A 21445-nucleotide genomic window follows, 5' to 3' on the forward strand; every position below is an offset into this window, starting at 1 on the left:
GACCGCGCTCAGGCGCTCCCCGGTCGGGGAACGGACCCGTCAGGGAAGGGGGAAGGTGATCTTCAGGCCGGCGAACCATCCGATCCCCGGGGCCGCCGACCCGCCGTACCAGTAGTCGCCCGTGCCCGACTGCGCCGTGGACCAGGTCGGCTCGTTCGGGTCGGAACGGGTGCCGACCGTGCCGCACACCCCCGGGCCTAGGCTCGCGCATCCCTCGACGCTGAACCAGGACTGGTCCGCGCTCTTCGCCGTCGTGGCGCCCCCGGTGGTGGCCCTGCCACCGAATCCGACCGCGCCGATCGAGAAGTAGCGGTGCCCGTCACCGGCCTGGCTGACCGCTCCGCAGACCACGAAGCACAGCTCGTACCCCACCTCACCGTGCTGGGCCGCCTCAGCGACGGGGCCCAGCCACGACGGCCCCACCTTCCCGTTGAGATCGCCCACGTCCCCGCAGCTCGTCCCCTGGTGGGCGTAGGACGTGCACGCGTTGAAGACGCCGTTCTCGTCCGTGAACATGTCCTCCCAGTTCTGGCCGTCGAAGGCCAGGTCGATGCACTGCCGCGTCCGCGGGTTCTTGGTGCACTTCTCCTCCAGCTCGTGCAGCGCCTGTGCCTGCTTGAACATCTCGGTGAGCTTCTTGAAGAGCGGGCCCAGGTCCGACTTCGACGTGCAGGCGGACGTCTGGTAGCAGGGCAGGGCCGTGTCGGGCGCCGGGCCGAGGAGCAACGGTGGGGTGCTGCTGCCCGAAGGGGTGCCGCCGAGCCGGACGGTGCCGCCCGAGCCACCGGTCCCTCCGCCACCGCCTCCGCCGCCGCCGGACCGGTCGCTGTGCGTGGTGCCGGGGAGCGCGCCGCCCTGGCCGTTCGGGTTGCAGCTCGCCGAGTGGTTGCCCGCGTAGCAGTTGTCGCTGCCGGGCGGATCGCCGCCCTGCCCGTTGGGGTTGCAGCTCGCCGAGTGGTTGCCGCCGTAGCAGGCGAGGCCGGTGGGGTCGCTGTGGGTGGCGGGGTTCTGGTTGGCGTAGCTGTAGCCGTTGAGGGACTGGTGCTCGTCGAGGCTGAGGACCGGGTCGACGCTCAGGAACTGTCCGTTGCCCGGGTCGTACTCCCGGGCCCCGATGTGGGTGAGCCCGGTCGTCGTGTCGGCGGGCTTGCCGAGGAACGCCTTGTCGTCCGGCCAGTTGGCGGGGGCGGTGCCCCGCGGGGCACCGAAGGGGGTGGTGCGGCGTTTCGTGACGTCCTGGGTGGTGGCGTCGACCGCGAGGCTGCTGGTGCCGTGCTGGTCCCCCGCGAGATAGCTGAGGCCGCCTGCCGCCGTGCCCGCCCGGGAGGTGCGCACCGCGAGTGTCTGGCCCGCGGCCGCGTAGTAGCGGGTGCCGGACAGGGTCGTGGACGCGCCCTTCTTGGTGAGGCGGATCTCGCTCGCGCCGAGGTGGAGAACGGTGTCGCCGTCGCCCTTCGTGGTGCGCCGGACGAGGAGTTCGCCGTCGGCGTCGTAGAGGTAGCCGGTGCCGAGCGCGGGCTTGGTGCCCGCCGCGGGTTCGGTGACCGTGGCGAGTCTGCCCTCGGTGTCCCAGGTCAGGGTCTGGGCGGCCTGGGCGCCGGGGCGGCCGGTGGTGTTGCCCGCCTGGTCGTAGGTGTACGCCCCGGCCCTGGAGCCGGTGGTCGTGGCGAGCGGATGGGGCTGGCCCGCGGTGGTGCCGTAGGTGTACGTGGTGGTGGCGGTGCCCGCCGCGGTGTGGGTGGTCTCGGTGCGCCGCTGGCCCGCGTCGGTGTACGTGTAGCTGGTCCAGTAGGGGGCGTCGCCGCCCAGCCCGGCGACGGTGCGGCCGGTGAGGGCACAGTCGGCGGTGACGGGCGTCCACGCCTCGACGAGACGGCGGTGGCCGTCGTAGCCGAAGCACTGCTTGTCGGCCTGCGCGGTGCCTCCGAGGGTGGCGCTGTCGGTGACGGACAGGACGTTCCCCGCGTCGTCCCGCGTGTAGCCGAGGTCCTGGAGCATGTACGGATGGGTCTGGTCGGTGACGTGACTGCGGGTGAGGCGGCCGGTGCCCTCCTCGTAGGTGTGGGTGACGTACATGTTCTTGGCGCCGGGTCCGCCGGTGCCGAGGGTCAGTTGCTGGACCTGTCCCAGCGCGGAGTAGTCGGCGTCGCGCAGATAGCCGGTGGCGCCGGTGAGCGAGGTCGCCTGGCCCAGGGCGTTGTAGCCGTATTCGACGGTCTCCTTGGCCAGTCCGCCGGCGGCGGGCTCGGTGCTGCTCCCGAGGGTGCCGTCGATGCGGTAGTTGCTCGCGAAGTCCAGCGTCGCGGGGACACCCGCCTGGACCAGGGGGTCGTCCGCCGCGAGTTCGAGCCGGCCGGCGGTGGGGTGGTACAGGCTGTCGTAGGCGGTGACCGACCGGGTGTACGCCTGTCCGCCCCTGCCTCCCACATAGCGGGTCGCGGAGGTGAGCCGGCCCTTGGCGACCGTGTCGTAGACCCGGCCGGTCATCAGCTTCGCGTCGGTCTTCGCGCCGTCCCAGGTGTGTTCGACGCGCCCGAGGTCGTCGTAGCCGGTCAGGATGGTCCTGTTCCGTGAGTCGGTGGCCTTCACCGCCTGGTCGAGAGCGTCGTACTCGGTCACCGTCAGCCCCTTGTCGGGGTCGACGGATCTGGTCCGACGGCCGAAGAGGTCGTACGTGTACGTCCAGCCGGCTCCGTCCTGGGCGCTGGTGACCGCACTCTGGAGGCCGTCCGGGGTGTAGGTGGTCCTGGTCGAGGTGTAGGAACCGCCGAGCGTGCCTCCGTAGGCGGTGTCGTCGGGGCTCTGCCCGGCGTATTCGCGGGTCTCGACCACGCGCCCGCGCGCGTCGGTGATGGTGCGGGTCGCGGAGCCGCCCTTCGGCGCGCCGGTCGCGGTCGAGTCACCGGTGTAGGAGGTCGTGGTCGTCCACTTCTTCACCCCGTACACGTAGAGGGAGTTCGCGGTGGCCCGGCCGGCGCCGTCGTACACGGTCTCCGACTGGGTGGGCGCCTCGCCGTACTCCGCGCGGGCGTACTCACCGTCCGGGGTGGTGGCGCTGTCGAAGATGCCGCTGTACGTCTCGTACGCCAGGCCCCGGCTGTCGTAGCGGGTGTCGGTGAGCACCCGGCCGCCGAGCGGGCTCGGGGACTGGGTCTGCAACGGCCGCAGGAGCGCGTCGTAGACCGTGTACGTGGTGTTGTACGTCTCGCCGTCCGCCTTCAGCGCCGAACTCGCCACCGAGGAGGGCATGGTGCGGCTGAGGTGGTAGGCGAACGTGGCGTTGGGGCTCTGGCTGCCCCGGACCCGGTTCGGCTTCCACACCTGGGTCGTGCGGCCGAGCGCGTCGTACGCCACCTCGGTCAGCTTGGCGTTGACGTCGTAGGCGCGCTGGGGCAGTCCGCGCCGGGGGTCGAGGAAGGTGACCGCGTTCTGCCCCTTGGCGTTGGTGACCACGGTCTTGGTCAGGGGGCCCGCGTCGGCGGGCGTGTAGGTGGTGGTGTTCGCGGCCTTGCCCAGGGCGTCGGTGACCGCCTTGGGGCGGCCGAGCGCGTCGTAGGTGGTGGTGGCGACCTTCTGCCATCCGGTGGGGTGGCGTTCACCGCCGGTGGCGGCGGCCGGGTAGGCGGTGGCGCGGCCGGCCCAGGTGGCGTCGCCCTTGGTGGGCCGCTGGTCGGCGGTCCAGGCGGTGGCCGCGGGCTTGTCGAAGACCGTCGCCGTGTCGGACAGCACGTCGCCCCGGTTCGCGCTGCTCGTCGGCAGGTCGAGCGCGGTCTCGGTCGTGACGCAGGATCTGGCGACCGTGCGGGCGCGTGAGACCAGCGAGGTCAGGCCCGTGGTCTCGTTACGGGCGTACCAGGTGCGGGTGCAGGTCTCGTCGCCGGAGACGGCGAGGTCGCCGTGGTCGGTGGTGGTCTCGGTCATGCCGTGGTCGTCGAAGGTGCTGGCGGTTTTGGTGGAACGCCAGGTCTTCGGGACGGTGAGATAGGTGTAGCGGGTGGTCGCCTTGGTGCGGACGTGGCGTGCGACGTGGTCACCGGCGTCGGGAACCGTCTGCCGGGCGGTCTCCTGCGACCAGGGTTCGTTCATGGTCGCGGCGATCGCGGTGGCGCCGCTGTGGACGACGCTCTGCCGGAGCTGTCCGGCGTACTGGTCGGCGTCCTTGACCGCCGCGATGCCGAGGGCCGGAGAGGCCAGGGCGGGGACGGTGACGGAGGCGGCGGTGCCGTTCTTCCGCTTGTCGCCGTCCATCCCCTGCATGTACACGGACACGCTCTTGGAGCGGGTGGTGTCCTTGGCGCCGCTGTACACGGTGACCTGGCGGTAGCCGCGCCAGTCGGACCAGGTGCGTTCGGCCTTGGGGGTGAACGGGTCGTCGGCGTAGTGCCAGGCCGCCCCGGCGTACGCGTACTCGTTCTCCACCGTGTCGTTGTGACCGGCCGGGTCGGAGATGGTCACCGCCAGCACCCGGTACTTGTGGAACCAGTCCACCGACGCGTCCGGGGCGCCGTTGATGTTCCAGAACTGCGGGTAGCAGGACCGGGTGTTGGTGTCCTGCGGGGCGTCGATGACCTGGGACCGGACGCACTCGGGAGCGGACAGGGTCACGGTGGTGATGGAGCCGGTCTCCGAGGTGACGGTCGACAGGCGCGGCCGGGTCAGCGGCAGGATGTCGTCGGTGGCGTCGACCCGGTTCGGGCGCATCTGGTAGGTGAACGAAACCGGGTCCAGGGCGATCGCGGTTCCGGTCCGGCCGGTCCGTCTGATCGACTGGAGGGTGAGGACGTGGTCGGAGGTGTCCCCGATGTCCCCGCCGTCGAGGTACTTCTGGGTGAGGGCCCAGGAGTCCACCGGTTCGAACTTCTTCGCCGACGCCGACCAGGAGAACGTGTTGACGCCGGTCAGCCGCTTGCGTGAGAAGTAGGAGGGCGACTCCGCGCGGCAGTCGGCGTCGTCCTTCGCGCAGAGCGTGTCGAACGGCACGTCCGGCCAGTTCGACGCGGTGGCCTTCGTCAGGTTCGAGCAGTCCGACGCGGTGCAGCGCTCGGCGTGGTCGAAGGTGACCTTGCCGTCCGCGTCGTCGGTGAACAGCGCGCCCTCGCGCAGCCCGTACGTGATCTCCTTCAGATAGCCGCCGCGGGTGTAGGCGGCGCCTGCCTTCGCCGACTTGTTCTTCTTGTAGTGGTTCGTCTCCTTCGCGTACCAGTACGTCGCCGCGTTGCCGTGGGTGTCGACGACGAGGTCGAGGTTCCAGCGCCACGCCTGGGTGAGCGAACGTCCGGCGAACGAGGTGCCCTTGTCGTAGCCGGGTTCGCCGCTGTCGTCACCGAACACGGGCACGGTCCAGGTGGAGTCGGTACGCCGGGCGCCCGCGCCGTCGAGCTTGTCCAGGCCGAATTCGTACCGCGTGCCGTCTCCCGTGACGACGGTCCAGTGCTCGCCGTCGTCGTCTCCGTTGTCCGCGCCCGTGGAGCGGGTGACCAGGGAGGCGTCGTCGCCCTCCAGCCGCCATGCCCCGCCGGCGGCCTTGACCAGCCGGGACGACTTGCCGTTCAGGACGATGCGGGCGTTGTCGTACTTCCAGCACTGGTCGAGCACGCCGTCGTGGCCGTCCTTGTCACAACTGCCGTAGGAGCGCTCGATGTACGACTCCGTCAGGGCGAATCCCTCGCCCACCGAGGAGCCCTGGTTGTTCGTCGTCGCGGTGCGTCCGTCGACGCTCCCGGAGTCGTAGGAGAGGCCGAGCGGCGGGGTGGGGCCGGCCGCCGCGGGCGGCAGGGAGAAGTCGTACGACCAGGCGAAGGAGCCCGAACTCGCCCCGGCCTGCCAGGAGGAGGAATCCGACAGACCGGTGGCGGTGTAGTCACCGGCGCCACCGGCCGACCCGCCGGAGTCCGCGGCGGCCGTCAGCGCCAGCACCGTGGGGGCGCCATTCGCCGATGTGGCCGCACGGCCCGCCGTGCCACCCGCTGCGTCGCCCGCCGACGCGGTGAACGGGACCTCGGCCGTCACCGTCCGCTTCTTCGTGCTGTTGCTCGATCCCAGCGGGGTCCGGGTGCGGCAGCGCGCCTCTTCCGGCGTGGTGAGGGCGCAGGCGGGCAGCCGCACCAGTTCCAGCCGGCCCGCCCAGCCGCCGCCCGAGGCGGAGGCGAAGGCGCTGTAGTCGATCCCGACCTCGGCCCGGCCCCCGGCGGCCGACTCGGCCGTCAGCACCACGCCCGTGATGCCGAGCCGGTCCGTGCTCCGCCGGTCCAGGACCGTCAGCCGGGCGGTGCCGGGAGCCTCGCCGCCACTGACCGCCGTGGGCCGGGTCACCGTCACCGGCAACCCGCCCGGGGTCGCCACGGCCCGCCCGGCCGGGGCCAGGGTCAGCTTCGCGGTCCCCGGTGCGGGCCAGACCGCGCGCAGTTCGGCGCCCGCCTCGTCGGCCTGCGCCGCGTTGGCCGCGCGGTCCTTCGCGACCCGTTCACGGGCCTGCTTCGCACCGGGTCCGCCGATCGTCCTGACCTTGCTGACCCGCTGTCCCGGCAGGTCCGGACGGCCCAGGCCGCCCGCTCCGGCGTACGCCACCGGGGCCAGCCCCACCGGTACCGTCAGCGCCGCGGCCAGAGCCATCGCGAGCAGCCGGGCGTCCAGGCGCCGGAACGCTCCCCGCCATCCGCTCCTGTGTGAGGTGCCTATGCCATATGCCACGTTTCGTCCCCGCCCCGAGTCCGTGAATGGAAGAAGAGGTCGCGCATCGCTCCGCCGACGCGCCCCCGGACGGGAGCCGCGACGCGGTGGGGCGGGGGCGGGGCGCCGGGCAGCGCCCCGCCCCCGCCCCGGGAATCAGTCGCCCACCAGGTCCTCGGCCTGGCTCTGGCTCGCCACGGCCCCGGCCCACACCCGGACCTCGGCGATCCGGCCGGGCAGGAAGTGCTTCCACGTCCCGCCGCCGAAGCCCTTGCCCACGGCGAACTCACCCGTTCCGGCCTTCGCGGTGAACGCCTTCGGCTCGCCGTTGAGCACGTATCCCACCCGGAGGGAGACCGTCCCGTCCTGGGCGTCGAAGATCCCCGTGAGCCGGACCGCGCTGTCCACGGCCGCCTCCTCGTCGGACACCACGGAGGTCGATGTGCCGTCCGCGTTCAGCCTGCCGAACCGCCAGAACCCGACCGGCACCGACCGCTCCTCCGCGGTCTCCTCGTCCAGGACCGTCCGGTGGCCCGTGACCTCGAACCACAGTCCCCAGGCCGAACCGTCCGCCGTCCGCTGACCCAGCACCTGCCCCACATAGCCGACGGACTTGGTGGCGAGCTTCGCCTCGTCCGGCGTCACCAGGGTGGTCACCGTGAACGAACCGGTGTCGTCCACCACGGGGGCCGTCGCGGTGGCCGCGTCGTCCACCCCGTCCAGGACCAGTTCCTCACCGTCCAGCGAGGCCCCGCCGGTGAGGGTCAGAGCGCGCCCGTATCCGGAGGTCGTGTCCCCGATCGTGGTGCCCGTGCCGCGTTCGGGCGACCAGTCCGCGACCAGTTCGGTGCCCGCGTACCCGGGGGCCGTCAGCGCCCGCGCCTCGTCGGCGATCTCCTCCGCCGTCAGGGCCCGCTGCCAGACGGCGACCTCGTCGATGCCGCCGGGGAAGTAGTACTGGTACACGTCGGCCCACTTGTAGCGTCCGATCTGGAACGCTCCCGCCGCCTCCCAGCCTCCGGTGACCGTCCGGCTGCCCTGCGCGACACCGTTCACGTACAGCGTCAGCTTCCCGGTGGCGGGGTCGTACGTCCCCGCGAGGTGCGTCCACACGCCGATGACCGGCGGGTTCTTGGCCACGATCCCGAAGTAGGCGTCGTTGGTGTCGCTCTTCTCCTTGGCCCCGAAGAACCAGGTGCCCATGTCCTTCGAGTAGCAGAGGATGAACGGTGAGTAGCGCGCGCCGTCCTGCGAGGCGACGATCCCCACACCCGTCGTACGGTCGATCCGCGCCCAGGCCGAGACGGTGTACGCGGACCGGGTCTCCAGGGCGGGCCCGCCGGTCGCGGCGTACGCGCCGGTGCCGTTGAGCGACAGTCCCCGGTCGGTGACCGGCGTCTCCAGCCGCTCACCCGTCGCGTCGCGGGTGATCAGTCCGAGGCGTCCCCGGTCGTCCCGCACCGCGCCGCCCGCGAGCGTGGCGTCGTCGGCGCCGTCGGCCGTGGCGGAGTCCTTGGCGACCCCGCTCGCCTCGTCGAAGTGCCACCGGCCGACCGGCCCCTCCCCCGCGGCGACCAGGAAGTCCACGAGGTTCTGCGCGCCCCAGCGGCCCACGGTGTCCTTCGCCCGGACGTACAGCCGGAAGGTGCCCGGTTTCTGTGGTGTGATCACCTGCTGGACCGAGGCACCGCTCCTCTCCGCCGACCACGCGGCGTCCCCCGACAGCCGGTACTGATAGGCCACATTGGTGTCGCCCGACGCCGCGGAGAAGGTGAACGTGTCCTTCTTCCCCGGTCCGCCGGCGGGCGCGCAGGCGTTGGTGGTGCACTCGGTGTACGTCGAACCGAACGTGATCTTCGGGGCCTTCGGAGCCGTCGGGTCGACCTTGAAGTAGCACCAGCCGGTCGTCGACCCGTTCGAGGGGCCGGGCAGCTGGCTCTTGCCCTTGTTGTAGTACGAGCGCGTCCAGGACCGGTACCGGTACAGCGGCCCCTCCGCCAGGGTCGTCGTCGACGCCGTCAGCTTCACGTTGTCCCCGACGTAGCCGCTGGTCGGACGCTCCATCTCGGTGATCGCGTTCGCCCAGGTGCCGTCGGCCGCCTTCTTGTCGACGTCCATCGCCACCCGCAGCTGCGCGTCCTTCTCACCGCCGGACGCCGTCTGCGGTGTGGACGTCAGCGTCGGGGTGGGGTCCGAGACGATCGCCGGGTCCGACTCCTTCGTCTCGCACACCGTCCCCGAACCGGTCACCAGCCCGATGCCCGTCGGCTTCGCCGGCAGCCCGACGAAGCCCACCGCCAGCACCGCGTCGTTCTTGAACCGCTTCCACGCCGACGTGTCACCCTCGTCGTGCGCCTTCAGCATGAGGGTCAGCCGGGAGAACTTGCCCGCGGCGAAGTTCTTCACGGTGGGGGTCAGGTTCTCGTTGGTCTCCGCCGGGTTGTCCTTGAACTCGATCGGTTTGGTGGGCGAGTTGGGGTCGCAGAGCGAACCGCGCCCGGCGGAGACGTTCCGGTCCACCATCAGGTCCAGGTCCTTGGGCCGGGAGGACCACTTGGTGGACGAGGAGATGTTGTCGGTGCGCACCAGGTCCACCCAGCGCGGTGAGCACTGGAACGCCCACGGCTCGGTGACCCGGAACGTCGCCGACAGCACCTGCTTGCCCTTCAGGCTCGCCGGGGAGAACTCGAAGTACAGCCGCTGGACGTAGCCGGGGCCGCAGTAGTACCCGCTCCACGTGCCGCACTTTCCGGCCCCCTTGCCCTGGCCGTCGTCGCCGTTGCCCCACCCGTACGACACGTAGCCGTCCGAGCGCAGCAGCGTCCGTTCCGACTCCCCCCAGGTCACCGTCGGGTCGATGAACAGCGGATACGCGGAGGGGGCCGTGCTCGTCAGCATCCGCGCGTCCGGCACCACCGCGAGCGTGTCGTCGTCGACCCTCACTTCCATCCCGGCGACGTTGTCGCCCTGGCCCGGCTCCAGTCCCGAGCCCGAGCCCGAGCCCGAGGCCACCGCCCCGGTCACGGACGGTGCGGAGAGCGCGGACGGCCCGGACGGCGTGGCGGTCCCGGGACGCGGCGCCGCCGTCCGCCCGGCCGCCGCCGCGCCCGCGGAGTCCCACATCTGAGCGGGCGGGGCGCGGAACACGGTCCGCCCGTCCCCGTCGACCGCCGCCAGGGTGCCCGACGCCCCCTCACGTACCGTCAGGCCCTTCGTTCGCATGGCGAACCTCAGTTCGCCCAGCCGGGGGTCGGCGGCGGCACTCGGCGACTTGACGACCAGGACCTCCTGGAAGCTCTCCGCCGTCGCGGTGACCTTCAGGTCCACGTCGGGCAGCACCTCGTGGTAGACGGCGCTCGGGCCGTCCAGCGTCGGGGTGGGGAGCTTCGTCGGCCATTCCAGCTCCAGCGAACGACCCGCGTCCGCGATCCTCACCAGCGGATCACCGGCTCCGCCCGAGAACGACATGTCCACCGCGGCGGCCCTGGGCCCCACCGAGCCGTCCGCGCGGCGCTCCAGCGTCGGATCGGGCTCCACCCACGCCCCGGCGCTCGCCACCCGTACCGGGACGGCCGACTGCTCCAGTGTGAAGGTGAATCCGTCCGGGTTCGCGAACACCGTCGTCCGCTCCGAACGCTGTTCCACCACCTCCACCCGGCTCCCCGTCTCCGCCGCGCGGGCCAGCGCGCGCTGCCCTTCGTTCGGCTCCTGGGACGTGGCGGTCCGGGACGCGGTGGGCGTCGCGGCCCCCGCGACCGGCCCCGGCAGCCCGAGCACCGACAGTGCGGCCATCGCGGCCACCAGACGTACGCGGCGTCTTCGCGCGCCGCCGAACCCCGTTCCCGTCCTCACAGTCCCCACCCCCGAGAGTCACACGGTCATCACAGACGGGCACGGAGTCAACGACAGCTCTCTACACGTGTCAAGGTCGCTTTCCGGCCACACTGACCTCAACTCGACATCTGCCAAACCCACTTGACTTTCAGCCAAAGCAGCACGTCGGGGGCCGCGAAGAGGCCGCCGACGGGTCTGGCCCGGGCTCGGCACGGCCGGTTCCCAGGGTTCGGATATGGACACTCCCGGCTGGTGGGAGGGGTGTCGGCGGGACCGGACGGCCGGCCCGGATAACGCTTTGGTTGCCGCCCGGGTGCAGACCATTGACGTTCCGGTGACGGGCGCCATACCTTCCTCTCAACCAGATAGGAAACTTTCCTAACAGAGGGCGGGAGCGTGCTGTCATGGCTGGAACCACACCGGGCACCCCCCGTGTTCTGCGCGCCATGAACGACCGCGCCGCCCTCGATCTGCTGCTGGAGCACGGGCCGTTGTCGCGGACGAGGATCGGGAAGCTCACCGGCCTCTCCAAGCCGACCGCCTCGCAGTTGCTGGCCCGGCTGGAGGCGGCCGGACTGGTCGTCGCCACCGGCACCACCGCGGGACGGCCGGGGCCGAACGCCCAGCTGTACGCGGTCAACGCCCGTGCCGCGCATGTCGCCGGACTCGACGTGAACGCGCGGCGGATCGTCGCCGCCGTCGCCGACGTGACCGGCGAGACCGTCGGCGAGTACGAACTGCGCACCCCCGGCCGGCGCACCGACAGCGTGGTGCGGCAGGTCGCGGAGGCGCTGGACGGCGCGGTGAAGGACGCCGGACTCACCCGGTCCGACGTGCACCGTGTCGTGATCGGCACCCCCGGCGCCTTCGACCCCGGCACCGGGCGGCTGCGGTACGCGTCCCATCTGCCCGGCTGGCACTCCCCCACCCTGCTGGACGAGCTGGCCGCCTTCCTGCCGATGCCCGTGGAGTACGAGAACGACGTGAACCTCGTCGCCGTCGCCGAGCAGCGGCTCGGCGCGGCCCGTGGGCACGACGACTTCGTCCTGCTGTGGAACGAGGAAGGGCTCGGCGCGGCCCTCGTCATCAACGGCCGGGTGCACCGCGGCTGGACCGGCGGCGCCGGTGAGGTCGGCTTCCTGCCGGTGCCCGGCGTCCCGCTGGTCCGCCAGGTCACCAAGGTCAACGCGGGCGGCTTCCAGGAGCTGGCCGGGGCCCAGGCGCCGGCCCGGCTGGCCCGGGAGCTGGGCATCGACGCCGGTCCGGACCTCGGCGGCGGCCACCACGAGATCGCGGCGGCCCTGATCGCCCGCGCCGCCGCCGCGGCGGAGCGGGGCGAGGACGGCCCGTACGTCCGGCTCCTCGACCGCTACGCCACCGGGCTGGCCACCGGAATCGCCGCCATGGTCGCCGTGCTCGATCCGGAACTCGTCGTGCTGTCGGGCGAGCTGATCGAGACCGGCGGCGAACAGCTGCGCACGCGGGTGCGGGACGAACTGGCCGAACTGGCCGCCTCCCGGCCCCGCCTGATCCTCGGGACCGTGCTCCGACGGCCCGTCCTGCGTGGGGCGTTGGAGAGCGCCCTCGTCACCACCCGTGACGAAGTCTTCGACACGTCCCGCTGACCCGAAGCCCCCGGCCCCGTATCCCGTACCTCCTCCCCGCCGAACCGCCACGCCCGTACCACCCGTACCACCCGTTCCCGCACCACCCCTTCCCTGTCCCAACCCTTGATCGGGAGACACCGCCATGTCCGGAAACCGCCGGAAGACGGCCGTCGCACTCGCCGCGACCGCCGCGATATCCCTTCTCGCCTCGGCCTGCACGGGTCAGAGCAGCTCCGGTGCCAGTGATGACGCGTCCAAGGACACGACCATCACCTTCTGGCACGGCTGGAGCGCCCCGAGCGAGGTCAAGGGAATCCAGGACACCATCGACGCCTTCCAGAAGGCGCATCCGAACATCCACGTCAAGGTCGTCGGCAACATGACCGACGACAAGATCAACCAGGCGCTGCGGGCGGGCGGTTCGAAGGCTCCCGACGTGGTGTCCTCGTTCACCACGAACAACGTCGGCAAGTTCTGTGCCTCGAAGGCGTTCGTCGATCTGAATCCCTTCCTGAAGAAGGACGGGATCGATCCGGACAAGACCTTCCCGAAGGCGATGAACGAGTACACCCAGTACGAGGGCGTGCGCTGCACGGTGCCGCTGCTCGGTGACGCGTACGGGCTGTACTACAACAAGGACGCGTTCAAGGCGGCCGGCATCACCGCACCGCCGAAGACCTGGTCGGAGCTGGCGACCGTCGCGAAGAAGCTGACCAAGGCCAAGGGCGACACGTACGAGCAGCTCGGCTTCATGCCGAACTACCACGGCTACGAGACGACGACCGAGCACTACCTCGGTGCCTGGAACCCGTCGTACTTCGACGCGGACGGCAAGTCGAACATCGTCAAGGACCCGTCCTTCGCAGCGATGTTCACCACCCAGAAGAAGCTGGTCGACGAGCTGGGCGGCTACCAGAAGCTGGAGAAGTTCCGCACCACGTTCGGTGACGAGTGGGGCGCCAAGCACCCGTTCCAGACCGGTCAGGTCGCCATGCAGCTGGACGGCGAGTGGCGGCTCGGGATGGCCGAGGAGAGCAAGCCGAAGTTCGAGATCGGGGTTGCCCCGATGCCCGTCGCCGACGACCAGGCGGCCACCTACGGCAAGGGCTATCTGACCGGCACCATCGCCGGTATCGCCGCCACCTCCACCAAGCAGAACGCGGCGTGGGAGCTGGTGAAGTTCATGACGACCGACACCGACGCGGTGGTGAACTTCGCCAACGCCATCCACAACGTGCCGTCCACGCTGGAGGCGCTGAAGTCGCCGAAGCTGAAGTACGACCCGCGCTTCAAGACGTTCCTGGACATCGCGCAGAACCCGAACAGCACCACCACCCCGGCCTCGGTCAACGGCGGCGCCTACCTGGTCTCCGTCCAGAACCTCGGATTCGACATCGAGAAGGGCACGCAGACCGACGTCAAGGCCGGTCTTGAGAAGACCGCGAAGGAAATCGACGCGGCCGTCGAGCAGGCGAAGTAGCCCAGCGATGAGTACGTACACGCTCCGTGCGAAGCGCCGCCGCGCCGCGCTTCGCACGGCCGCCTTCATGTCGCCCTGGCTGATCGGCTTCTGCGTCTTCTTCGCCTATCCGCTGATCTCCACGGTGTACTTCTCGTTCACCAGTTACGACGGATTCGGGGCGGCCGAGTTCGTCGGCGGGAAGAACTGGTCGTTCGTCTTCACCGACTACCCGCTGTTCTGGCCCGCCCTGCGGAACACGCTGTGGCTGGTCGTCGTCATGGTCACCTGCCGGGTGGTCTTCGGCCTCGGTGTCGGACTGCTGATCACCAAGATCAAGACGGGTGCGGGTGTCTTCCGTACCCTCTTCTACCTGCCCTATCTGGCCCCGCCGGTCGCCGCGACGCTGGGCTTCGTCTTCCTGCTCAACCCGGGGACCGGTCCGGTCAACTCGCTGCTCGAAGGGATCGGGCTGCCGACGCCGGGCTGGTTCACCGACGCCACCTGGTCGAAGCCCGCCCTGACCGCGCTCGCGGTGTGGGGCGTGGGCGACCTGATGGTGATCTTCATGGCCGCGCTCCTCGACGTGCCGAAGGAGCAGTACGAGGCGTCGGAGCTGGACGGGGCGTCCGCGTTCCAGCGGTTCCGGTACGTCACCCTGCCGAACATCTCGCCGATCGTGATGTTCGCCGTGGTCACCGGGGTCATCCAGACCATGCAGTACTACACCCAGCCACTGGTGGCGGGGAAGGTCGCGTCGGGTGTGATGGGCGGTTCCGGGCAGCAGTTCGAGCCCGGGTATCCGGACAAGTCGACGCTGACGCTTCCGCAGCTCGTCTACAACCTCGGCTTCCAGCGTTTCGACTACGGCTCCGCCTGTGTGGTCGCGCTCGTTCTCTTCGTACTCGCCATGGCGTTCACCGCACTGCTGATGCGGCGCCGCGGCGGGCTGATCCAGGCAGGTGAGTGACGTGGCGCAGGCTCTCGACACCGACAGGACCGCAGGCCGGCCGGCCATCCCGCCGGCCGCGCCGCCGGTCACCCCGGCGGAGCGGGTCGCCCGTCGCAAGGCGGCGCTGCACTGGATCGCCGTGCACTCCCTCGGGGTCGCGGTGGCGCTCTTCTTCGTGCTGCCGTTCGTCTTCCTCTTCCTCACCTCGGTGATGGGCGACCAGCAGGCGCTGACCCGCGATCTGTGGCCGCACCCCTTCGAGTGGGGCAACTACAAGAAGGTGTTCGACACCCCGGGCTTCCTGACCTGGTGGAAGAACACCCTGATGTACGCGGGCCTCGGCACGGTCCTCACGGTCGTGTCGTCGCTGCCCGTGGCGTACGCGCTGGCCAAGTTCCGCTTCCGCGGCCGGCGGCTGTCGCTGATGCTCGTCATCTCGATGATGATGCTGCCGCCGCAGGTCGTCGTCATCCCGATGTACCTGTTCTGGGCGAAGCAGCTGGACCTCTCCGGCACGCTCTGGCCGCTGATCATCCCGATGGCCTTCGGTGACGCGTTCACCATCTTCCTGCTCCGGCAGTTCCTGCTGACCATCCCCGCCGAATACCTGGACGCCGCCCGGGTGGACGGCTGCGGTGAACTCCGCACACTGCTGCGGGTGGTGATCCCGATGGCGAAGCCCGGCATCGCGGCGGTCGCGCTGTTCCAGTTCTTCTACGCCTGGAACGACTACTTCGGTCCGCAGATCTACGCGTCCGAGAACCCGGCCGCCTGGACCCTGAGTTACGGGCTGGAGTCCTTCAAGGGCGCGCACCACACCGACTGGAACCTGACCATGGCCGCGACCGTACTGGTCATGGCCCCGGTGATCCTCGTCTTCTTCTTCGCTCAGAAGGCGTTCGTCGAGGGCATCACCCTGACCGGAGTGAAGGGCTGACTTTCATGAAGCTCGCAGTAGTGGGTGGCGGTTCCACCTACACCCCCGAACTGATCGACGGATTCGCCCGGTTGCGCGACACCCTGCCGATCGAGGAGCTGGTGCTCGTCGACCCGGCGGCCGACCGGCTGGAGCTCGTGGGCGGTCTGGCCCGGCGGATCTTCGCCAAGCAGGACCACCCGGGGCGGATCGTCACCACCTCGGACCTCGACGCGGGCGTGGCCGGGGCCGACGCGGTCCTGCTCCAGCTGCGGGTCGGCGGGCAGGCCGCCCGCGACCAGGACGAGACCTGGCCGCTGGAGTGCGGGTGCGTCGGCCAGGAGACCACCGGGGCCGGCGGTCTCGCCAAGGCGTTGCGCACCGTCCCGATCGTCCTGGACATCGCCGAGCGGGTCCGCCGGACCAACCCGGACGCCTGGATCATCGACTTCACCAACCCGGTCGGCATCGTCACCCGCGCCCTGCTCCAGGCCGGGCACAAGGCCGTCGGCCTGTGCAACGTGGCGATCGGTTTCCAGCGGAAGTTCGCCCGGCTGCTCGACGTGACCCCGGCCGAGGTGCACCTCGACCACGTCGGGCTCAACCACCTGAGCTGGGAACTCGGTGTGCGGCTCGGCGGCCCGGACGGCGAGGACGTGCTGCCCCGGCTGATCGCCGAGCACGGTGACGCCATCGCCGACGACCTGCACATGCCGCGCGCGATCGTCGACCGCCTCGGCGTCGTGCCGTCGTACTACCTGCGGTACTTCTACGCGCACGACGAGGTCGTGCGGGAGCTGGGCACCAAGCCGTCCCGGGCGGCCGAGGTCGCCGCGATGGAGAAGGAACTCCTCGCGATGTACGGCGACCCGGCGCTGGACGAGAAGCCCGCGCTGCTCGCCAAGCGCGGCGGCGCCTTCTACTCGGAGGCGGCCGTGGACCTGGCGGCCTCGCTGCTCGGCGGGGGCGGCTCGGCGGTGCAGGTGGTGAACACGTACAACAACGGGACGCTGCCGTTCCTGCCGGACGACGCGGTGATCGAGACCCAGGCACGGGTCGACGGCACGGGCGCGACCCCGCTCGCGGTGCCCCGGCTCGACCCGATGTACGCCGGACTGATCGCGAACGTCACGGCCTACGAGGACCTGGCGCTGGACGCCGCGCTGCGCGGTGGCCGGGACCGGGTCTTCAAGGCGCTGCTGGCGCACCCCCTGATCGGCCAGTTCGAATACGCCGAGGCGCTCACCGACAAGCTGATCGCGCACAACCGGGAGCACCTGGCGTGGGCGTGACCGCGGTGGTGCTCGCGATAGACGCGGGCAACAGCAAGACCGACGTGGCCGTGATCGGCGCCGACGGGAGTGTCCTGGGCGCCGCGCGCGGCGGGGGCTTCCAGCCGCCCGTCGTCGGGGTGGAGGCCGCCATGAACGGTCTCGCCGAAGCCGTCGTGCCCGCCCTCGCGCAGGCCGGGCTGACCAGCGTCGACCATGTGTCGGCCTGTCTGGCCAACGCCGATCTTCCGGTGGAGGAACGGCAGTTGGCCGCCGCCCTGCGGGAGCGCGGCTGGGGCGGCACGGTGGAGGTGTACAACGACACCTTCGCGATCCTGCGGGCCGGGCTGCCCGGCGGCGCCGAGCCGCTCGGGGTCGCCGTGGTGTGCGGGGCCGGGATCAACTGCGTCGGGATGCGGCCGGACGGCCGGACCGCGCGGTTCCCCGCCATCGGACGGATCTCCGGTGACTGGGGCGGCGGTCTGGGGCTGGCGGAGGAGGCGATGTGGTTCGCGGCACGGGCGGAGGACGGCCGGGGCGAGCCGACCGAGCTGGTCCGCGCGCTGCCGGGGCACTTCGGGCTCGATTCGATGTACGCGCTGATAGAGGCGCTGCACCTGGGCCGCATCCCGATGGACCGCAGGCACGAGCTGACCCCGGTGCTGTTCGCGACGGGCGAGGCCGGGGACCCGGTGGCCCGCGCGCTGGTGGACCGGCTGGCGGAGGAGATCGTCGCGATGTCGTCCGTGGCGCTGGACCGGCTCGGGCTGCTCGACGAGCAGGCCCCGGTGGTGCTGGGCGGCAGCGTGCTGACGGCTCGTCACCCGGCGCTGGACCGGCGGATGTCGGAACTCCTGGCGGTCCGCGCCCCGAAGGCGGTGATCCGGGTGGTGTCCGAACGGCCGGTGCTGGGCGCCGCGTTGCTGGGGCTCGACCGCACGGGGGAACCGGCCGAGGCGCACGCCAGGCTGCGGGCGCAGTACGCCTGACCGGGCTCCCGGCGTCGGGCACGGACGTCAGGCACGGACGTCAGGCACGGACATCAGGCACGGACGTCGGGCGTCGGGCGTCGGGCGTCGGGCACGGGCGTCAGGCACCAGGCGTCAGGCGTCAGGCGTGAGGCGTCAGGCGTCAGGCGTCGAAGGCGCCCCGGTCGGCCGGTCACGGGCCGGGCGGGGGCGCCTTCGAACGCGCGGGCTCCGCGCGCGCCGATGGGACGGGGCCGCCGTTTTGGTCCGGCCCCGGTCCGGGCCCACCGCTTGGGCCTGGACCGGGCGCGCCACTTGGACCTGGTCCGCCCCCTGCGCCGTACCCGCCCCTTGGGCCTGGTCCCCCGCCCGCCACCGGGCCATGCCCGCCCTGGACCGGGCCCACCTGGACCGAAACCGGGCACGCCACTTGGACCTGGACCGAGCACGCCCACTTGGACCTGGTCCGCCCCCTGCGCCGTACCCGCCGCTTGGACCTGGCCCCCGCCCGCCCGCCCGCCGGGCCATGCCCACCCTGAACCTGAACTCGGCACACCACTTGAACCTGGTCCGCCCCTGCTCCGTACCTGCCGCCGGGCCGCGCCCGCCCCTGCGCCACACCCGCCGCCGGGCCCCGCTCGCCCCCGCGCCGTACCCACCGTCGGCTCCGCCCGCCCCCGGGCCGGGTCCGGACGACCGGCGCACGGACGACCGGCGCACCGGCGCACCGACGCACCGACGCACGGCGTTCGCACACGGGCGTTCACGCGCGGAGCGATCTCCCGCGACCCGTCGCGACCCTTCGCGCGGGAGACGCCGCGTCCCGCGAGGGAACCGATCCGTCGCTCCGCACGTGTTCCTGAAGAGGGGCCGAACTGTTCGGCCGGTGGCGCCCGGTGATCTCCACGGTCCGTGTCCGCACCCGGTGACCGGATGTCGTCGACGGGTGTGGTGACGGAGGCCCCACCCGGGTGCGAAGATCGCTCCCGAGAGCCGCGTCGCCCGTCGGCCGGTCCATCGATCGATGCAAGAACCAGGCGTTCCCGATGTGGACGCGGGTCCCTGCCGCCATACTTCTGGCCAGGTACCAGTCCCCCGGTCGGGTGGGGGGCCGGCCACCGTCACTGACCGAGGGGGAGGTCGAATGACACACCCGCCGAATGTGCGCACCGCGCCGGAGCCCGCGCCGGAGCTTGCGCGGGAGCGGCTGTCCGCGCCCGAGCCCGCACGGGCGCTCGCGCCGCGTGGGGGCGCGTGGTCCGGGCCCGCCGAGCGGCTGCGGACCGCCGCGACGACCGAACCCGGCCGGCTCCGGATCATCGGCGCCGTCCTGGCCCTGCTGGTCGTCGCGTTCGGGGCGGTGACCGCCTTCGAGGTCCACGACCGGGCCGCGGCCGCCGACGACGTGGTGCGTCACAGCAGGCCGGAGAGCGCCGACGCGGCCGCCGCCGCCGTCTACCGTTCGCTGGCCGACGCCGACGCGGCGGCGGCGAGCGGGTTCCTGGCGGGCGCGCAGGAGCCGCGCGAGGTCCACGAACGGTACGAGAAGGACATCAAGGAGGCGTCCCGGCTCCTGGTGAAGGCCGCCGCCGCCGACTCGGACGTCTCGACGGCCTCCGGCCGCGAGATCACCACGCTGAACGAGAAGCTTCCCGAGTACACCGGACTGATCGAGCGGGCCCGCGCCCACAACCGTCAGGGACTGCCCCTGGGCGGTGCCTATCTCCGGTACGCGAACCAGACGATGGCCACCGAACTGCTGCCCGCCGCCGAACGGCTGTACGCGGCGGAGACGGTCCGGCTCGACCAGGACTACTCCGACGCGCGTGCCTGGCCGTACGTCTCGCTGGTCCTGGGCGTCGTCGTGCTCGGCGCGCTGTGCTGGGCGCAGCGGCGCACGTATCTGCGGACGAACCGGGTCTTCAACCACGGGCTGCTCGCCGCGACGGCCGCGACCACCGTGGTCCTGCTGTGGCTGGCCGTGGGGCACACGGTCTCCAGGTCGGACCTGCTCGACGCCCGGGTGCACGGTCAGCAGTCCGTCGACGTGCTCAACCGCGCCCGCATCAGTTCGCTGAAGGCGCGGGCCGACGAGACCCTTACGGTCGTCGCCCGGGGCGCGGTGCTCACGCCGGACGGCAAGAAGGACAAGTACGAGAACGACTACACCACGGGCATGAAGGGCCTCGGCGAACAGCTGAGCGAGGCCGGGAAGCTCGCCGACGACTCCCAGGGGAAGGAACCGGTGGCCAAGGCCGTGACCGGCGTCTCCGAGTGGCGCGAACGCCACCGGGCCGCCCGTTTGACCGATGAGAACGGCGACTACGACCGGGCGCTGAAGCAGGTCATCGGTCCGCGGGGTTCCACGGGCGAGTCCTTCGACCGGGTGGACGCCGAGCTGGAGAAGGCGCTCGCCCACGAACGGGCCGAGTTCACCCGGTTCGCGGAAGGCGGGCACGGGGCGCTGGGCGGGTTGCCGGTCGGAGCCGCCGTACTGGCCGTACTGGGCGCCGCCGGGGCGGTCGTCGGGGTCAATCGCAGGCTCTCGGAGTACCGGTGAGGGGGCGGGCGATGACCAGGACAGAGGGCCGGGTCAGGCGCAACAGGCTGCGTGGCTGGGGCGGTGTGACCTCCATGGCGCTGGCCTGCGTGGTGACGGCGGCGTTGACCGTGCTTCCGCTGTCGACCGGTGGCGCCGACGCCTTCGTCGCCGACATGTCGGGGGTGGCAGGCGCCGCCCGGACGAAGGCCGACACCTGCACCGCCCCGGTGGCGAGCCTGCCGCCGTCGCGCGCGGACGGTCCCAGCATCGAGAAGATCCGGAAGCGGGGCCGGCTGATCGCGGGCGTCGACCAGGACAGTTTCCACTGGAGCTTCCGCGATCCGGCGCACGACAACGAACTCGCGGGATTCGACATCGATCTGGTGCACGCCCTGGCGAAGGACATCCTGGGCAGGCCCGATCTGGTGACCTTCCGGGCCATCCCCACCAACCAGCGCGTCCCGGCCCTGAGGAACGGCGACGTCGACGTGGTGGTCCGGACGATGACGATCACCTGCGAACGGGCCGAGGAGGTGTCGTTCTCGACGCCGTACTTCCAGGCCGGTCAGCAGGTGCTGGCACCCAAGGTCTCGACGATCACCGGATACAACAGCTCGCTCAAGGGCAAGCGGGTCTGCACGGCGAAGGGTTCCATCGCGTACGACGAGCTGGAGAAGCGGTCGTACGGGGCGGTCTTCCAGGACGAGTTCGAAGGCACCTCGCGGGACCGGGACCTCCTCACCGTCCCCAACCAACTGGACTGCCTGGTACGGCTCCAGCTGGGTGAGGTCGACGCGATCGTCACGGACAACGCCCTCGCCGCCGGACAGATCGCCCAGGACCCGACCCTGGAGCTGAAGGGCGCCGAGCCGTTCACCAAGGAGTACTACGGTGTCGCGACGAAGCTCGGGGCCGACGATCTGGTGGCCCGGATCAACCAGGTGCTGGTCGACTACCGCCGGGGCGGCACGAACAGCGCCTGGATGGAGTCCTACCGGAAGTGGCTGGCCGCGGGCCTGCCGGGGATAAAGGCGCCACCGGCACCGGAGTGAGTGACGGAGCGACCGGTGCCTCATGCAAGGACCGTGCCGGGCCCGGCGTGAGCCGGGCGGGGCCCGGGGGCCGCTCCGCTCCCGACAGGTCCGCCCGTCCCGGGAGCGGCACCCGGCCGTCCGGGAGCCGCACCCGGCCCTTTATCTTCCGCGCGGGCACCGGCCCGCACCATGA

General features: G+C 71.4%; 10 protein-coding genes. 8 read left to right on the forward strand and 2 right to left on the reverse strand.

The window, feature by feature from the left end; all coding sequences use genetic code 11:
• Nucleotides 1–39: 39 nt before the first annotated feature.
• A complete protein-coding gene (locus tag PZB75_RS08590; RefSeq protein WP_275538638.1) occupies nucleotides 40–6612 on the reverse strand; it encodes an RHS repeat-associated core domain-containing protein in 6573 nt (2190 codons plus the stop codon).
• Between the two features lie 213 nt (nucleotides 6613–6825).
• Nucleotides 6826–10461 carry a LamG-like jellyroll fold domain-containing protein gene (locus PZB75_RS08595; RefSeq protein WP_275534703.1) on the reverse strand — a complete coding sequence of 1212 codons (3636 nt, stop codon included), beginning with the start codon at nucleotides 10459–10461 and terminating at the stop codon, nucleotides 6826–6828.
• A 446-nt stretch (nucleotides 10462–10907) separates the two neighbouring features.
• On the opposite strand from PZB75_RS08595, the gene PZB75_RS08600 reads away from it, so the two are divergent.
• From PZB75_RS08600 to PZB75_RS08635, 8 genes are all read left to right on the forward strand, one after another.
• Nucleotides 10908–12128: an ROK family transcriptional regulator gene (locus PZB75_RS08600; protein WP_275534704.1), complete on the forward strand. Its 1221-nt coding sequence runs from the start codon at nucleotides 10908–10910 to the stop codon at nucleotides 12126–12128.
• A gap of 124 nt (nucleotides 12129–12252) precedes the next feature.
• Nucleotides 12253–13590 (forward strand): ABC transporter substrate-binding protein, encoded by a 1338-nt coding sequence (locus PZB75_RS08605; protein WP_275534705.1) that lies wholly within the window; start codon nucleotides 12253–12255, stop codon nucleotides 13588–13590.
• Nucleotides 13591–13597: 7 nt separating this feature from the next.
• Nucleotides 13598–14539 (forward strand): sugar ABC transporter permease, encoded by a 942-nt coding sequence (locus PZB75_RS08610; RefSeq protein WP_275534706.1) that lies wholly within the window; start codon nucleotides 13598–13600, stop codon nucleotides 14537–14539.
• A gap of 46 nt (nucleotides 14540–14585) precedes the next feature.
• Entirely contained in the window at nucleotides 14586–15458 is an 873-nt protein-coding gene (locus PZB75_RS08615; protein WP_275538639.1) for a carbohydrate ABC transporter permease, read from the forward strand.
• Nucleotides 15459–15463: 5 nt separating this feature from the next.
• Nucleotides 15464–16729 (forward strand): 6-phospho-beta-glucosidase, encoded by a 1266-nt coding sequence (locus PZB75_RS08620; protein WP_275534707.1) that lies wholly within the window; start codon nucleotides 15464–15466, stop codon nucleotides 16727–16729.
• Nucleotides 16720–17697: a BadF/BadG/BcrA/BcrD ATPase family protein gene (locus tag PZB75_RS08625; protein WP_275534708.1), complete on the forward strand. Its 978-nt coding sequence runs from the start codon at nucleotides 16720–16722 to the stop codon at nucleotides 17695–17697. The genes PZB75_RS08620 and PZB75_RS08625 overlap by 10 nt, the downstream gene beginning before the upstream one ends.
• 1123 nt (nucleotides 17698–18820) lie before the next feature.
• Nucleotides 18821–20236, forward strand: a complete 1416-nt coding sequence (locus PZB75_RS08630; RefSeq protein ID WP_275534709.1) for a hypothetical protein — start codon at nucleotides 18821–18823, stop codon at nucleotides 20234–20236.
• 11 nt (nucleotides 20237–20247) lie between these two features.
• Nucleotides 20248–21270 carry a glutamate ABC transporter substrate-binding protein gene (locus PZB75_RS08635; RefSeq protein WP_275534710.1) on the forward strand — a complete coding sequence of 341 codons (1023 nt, stop codon included), beginning with the start codon at nucleotides 20248–20250 and terminating at the stop codon, nucleotides 21268–21270.
• Nucleotides 21271–21445: the final 175 nt, after the last annotated feature.

This window comes from Streptomyces sp. AM 4-1-1 (genome assembly GCF_029167625.1).
GTDB lineage: Bacteria > Actinomycetota > Actinomycetes > Streptomycetales > Streptomycetaceae > Streptomyces.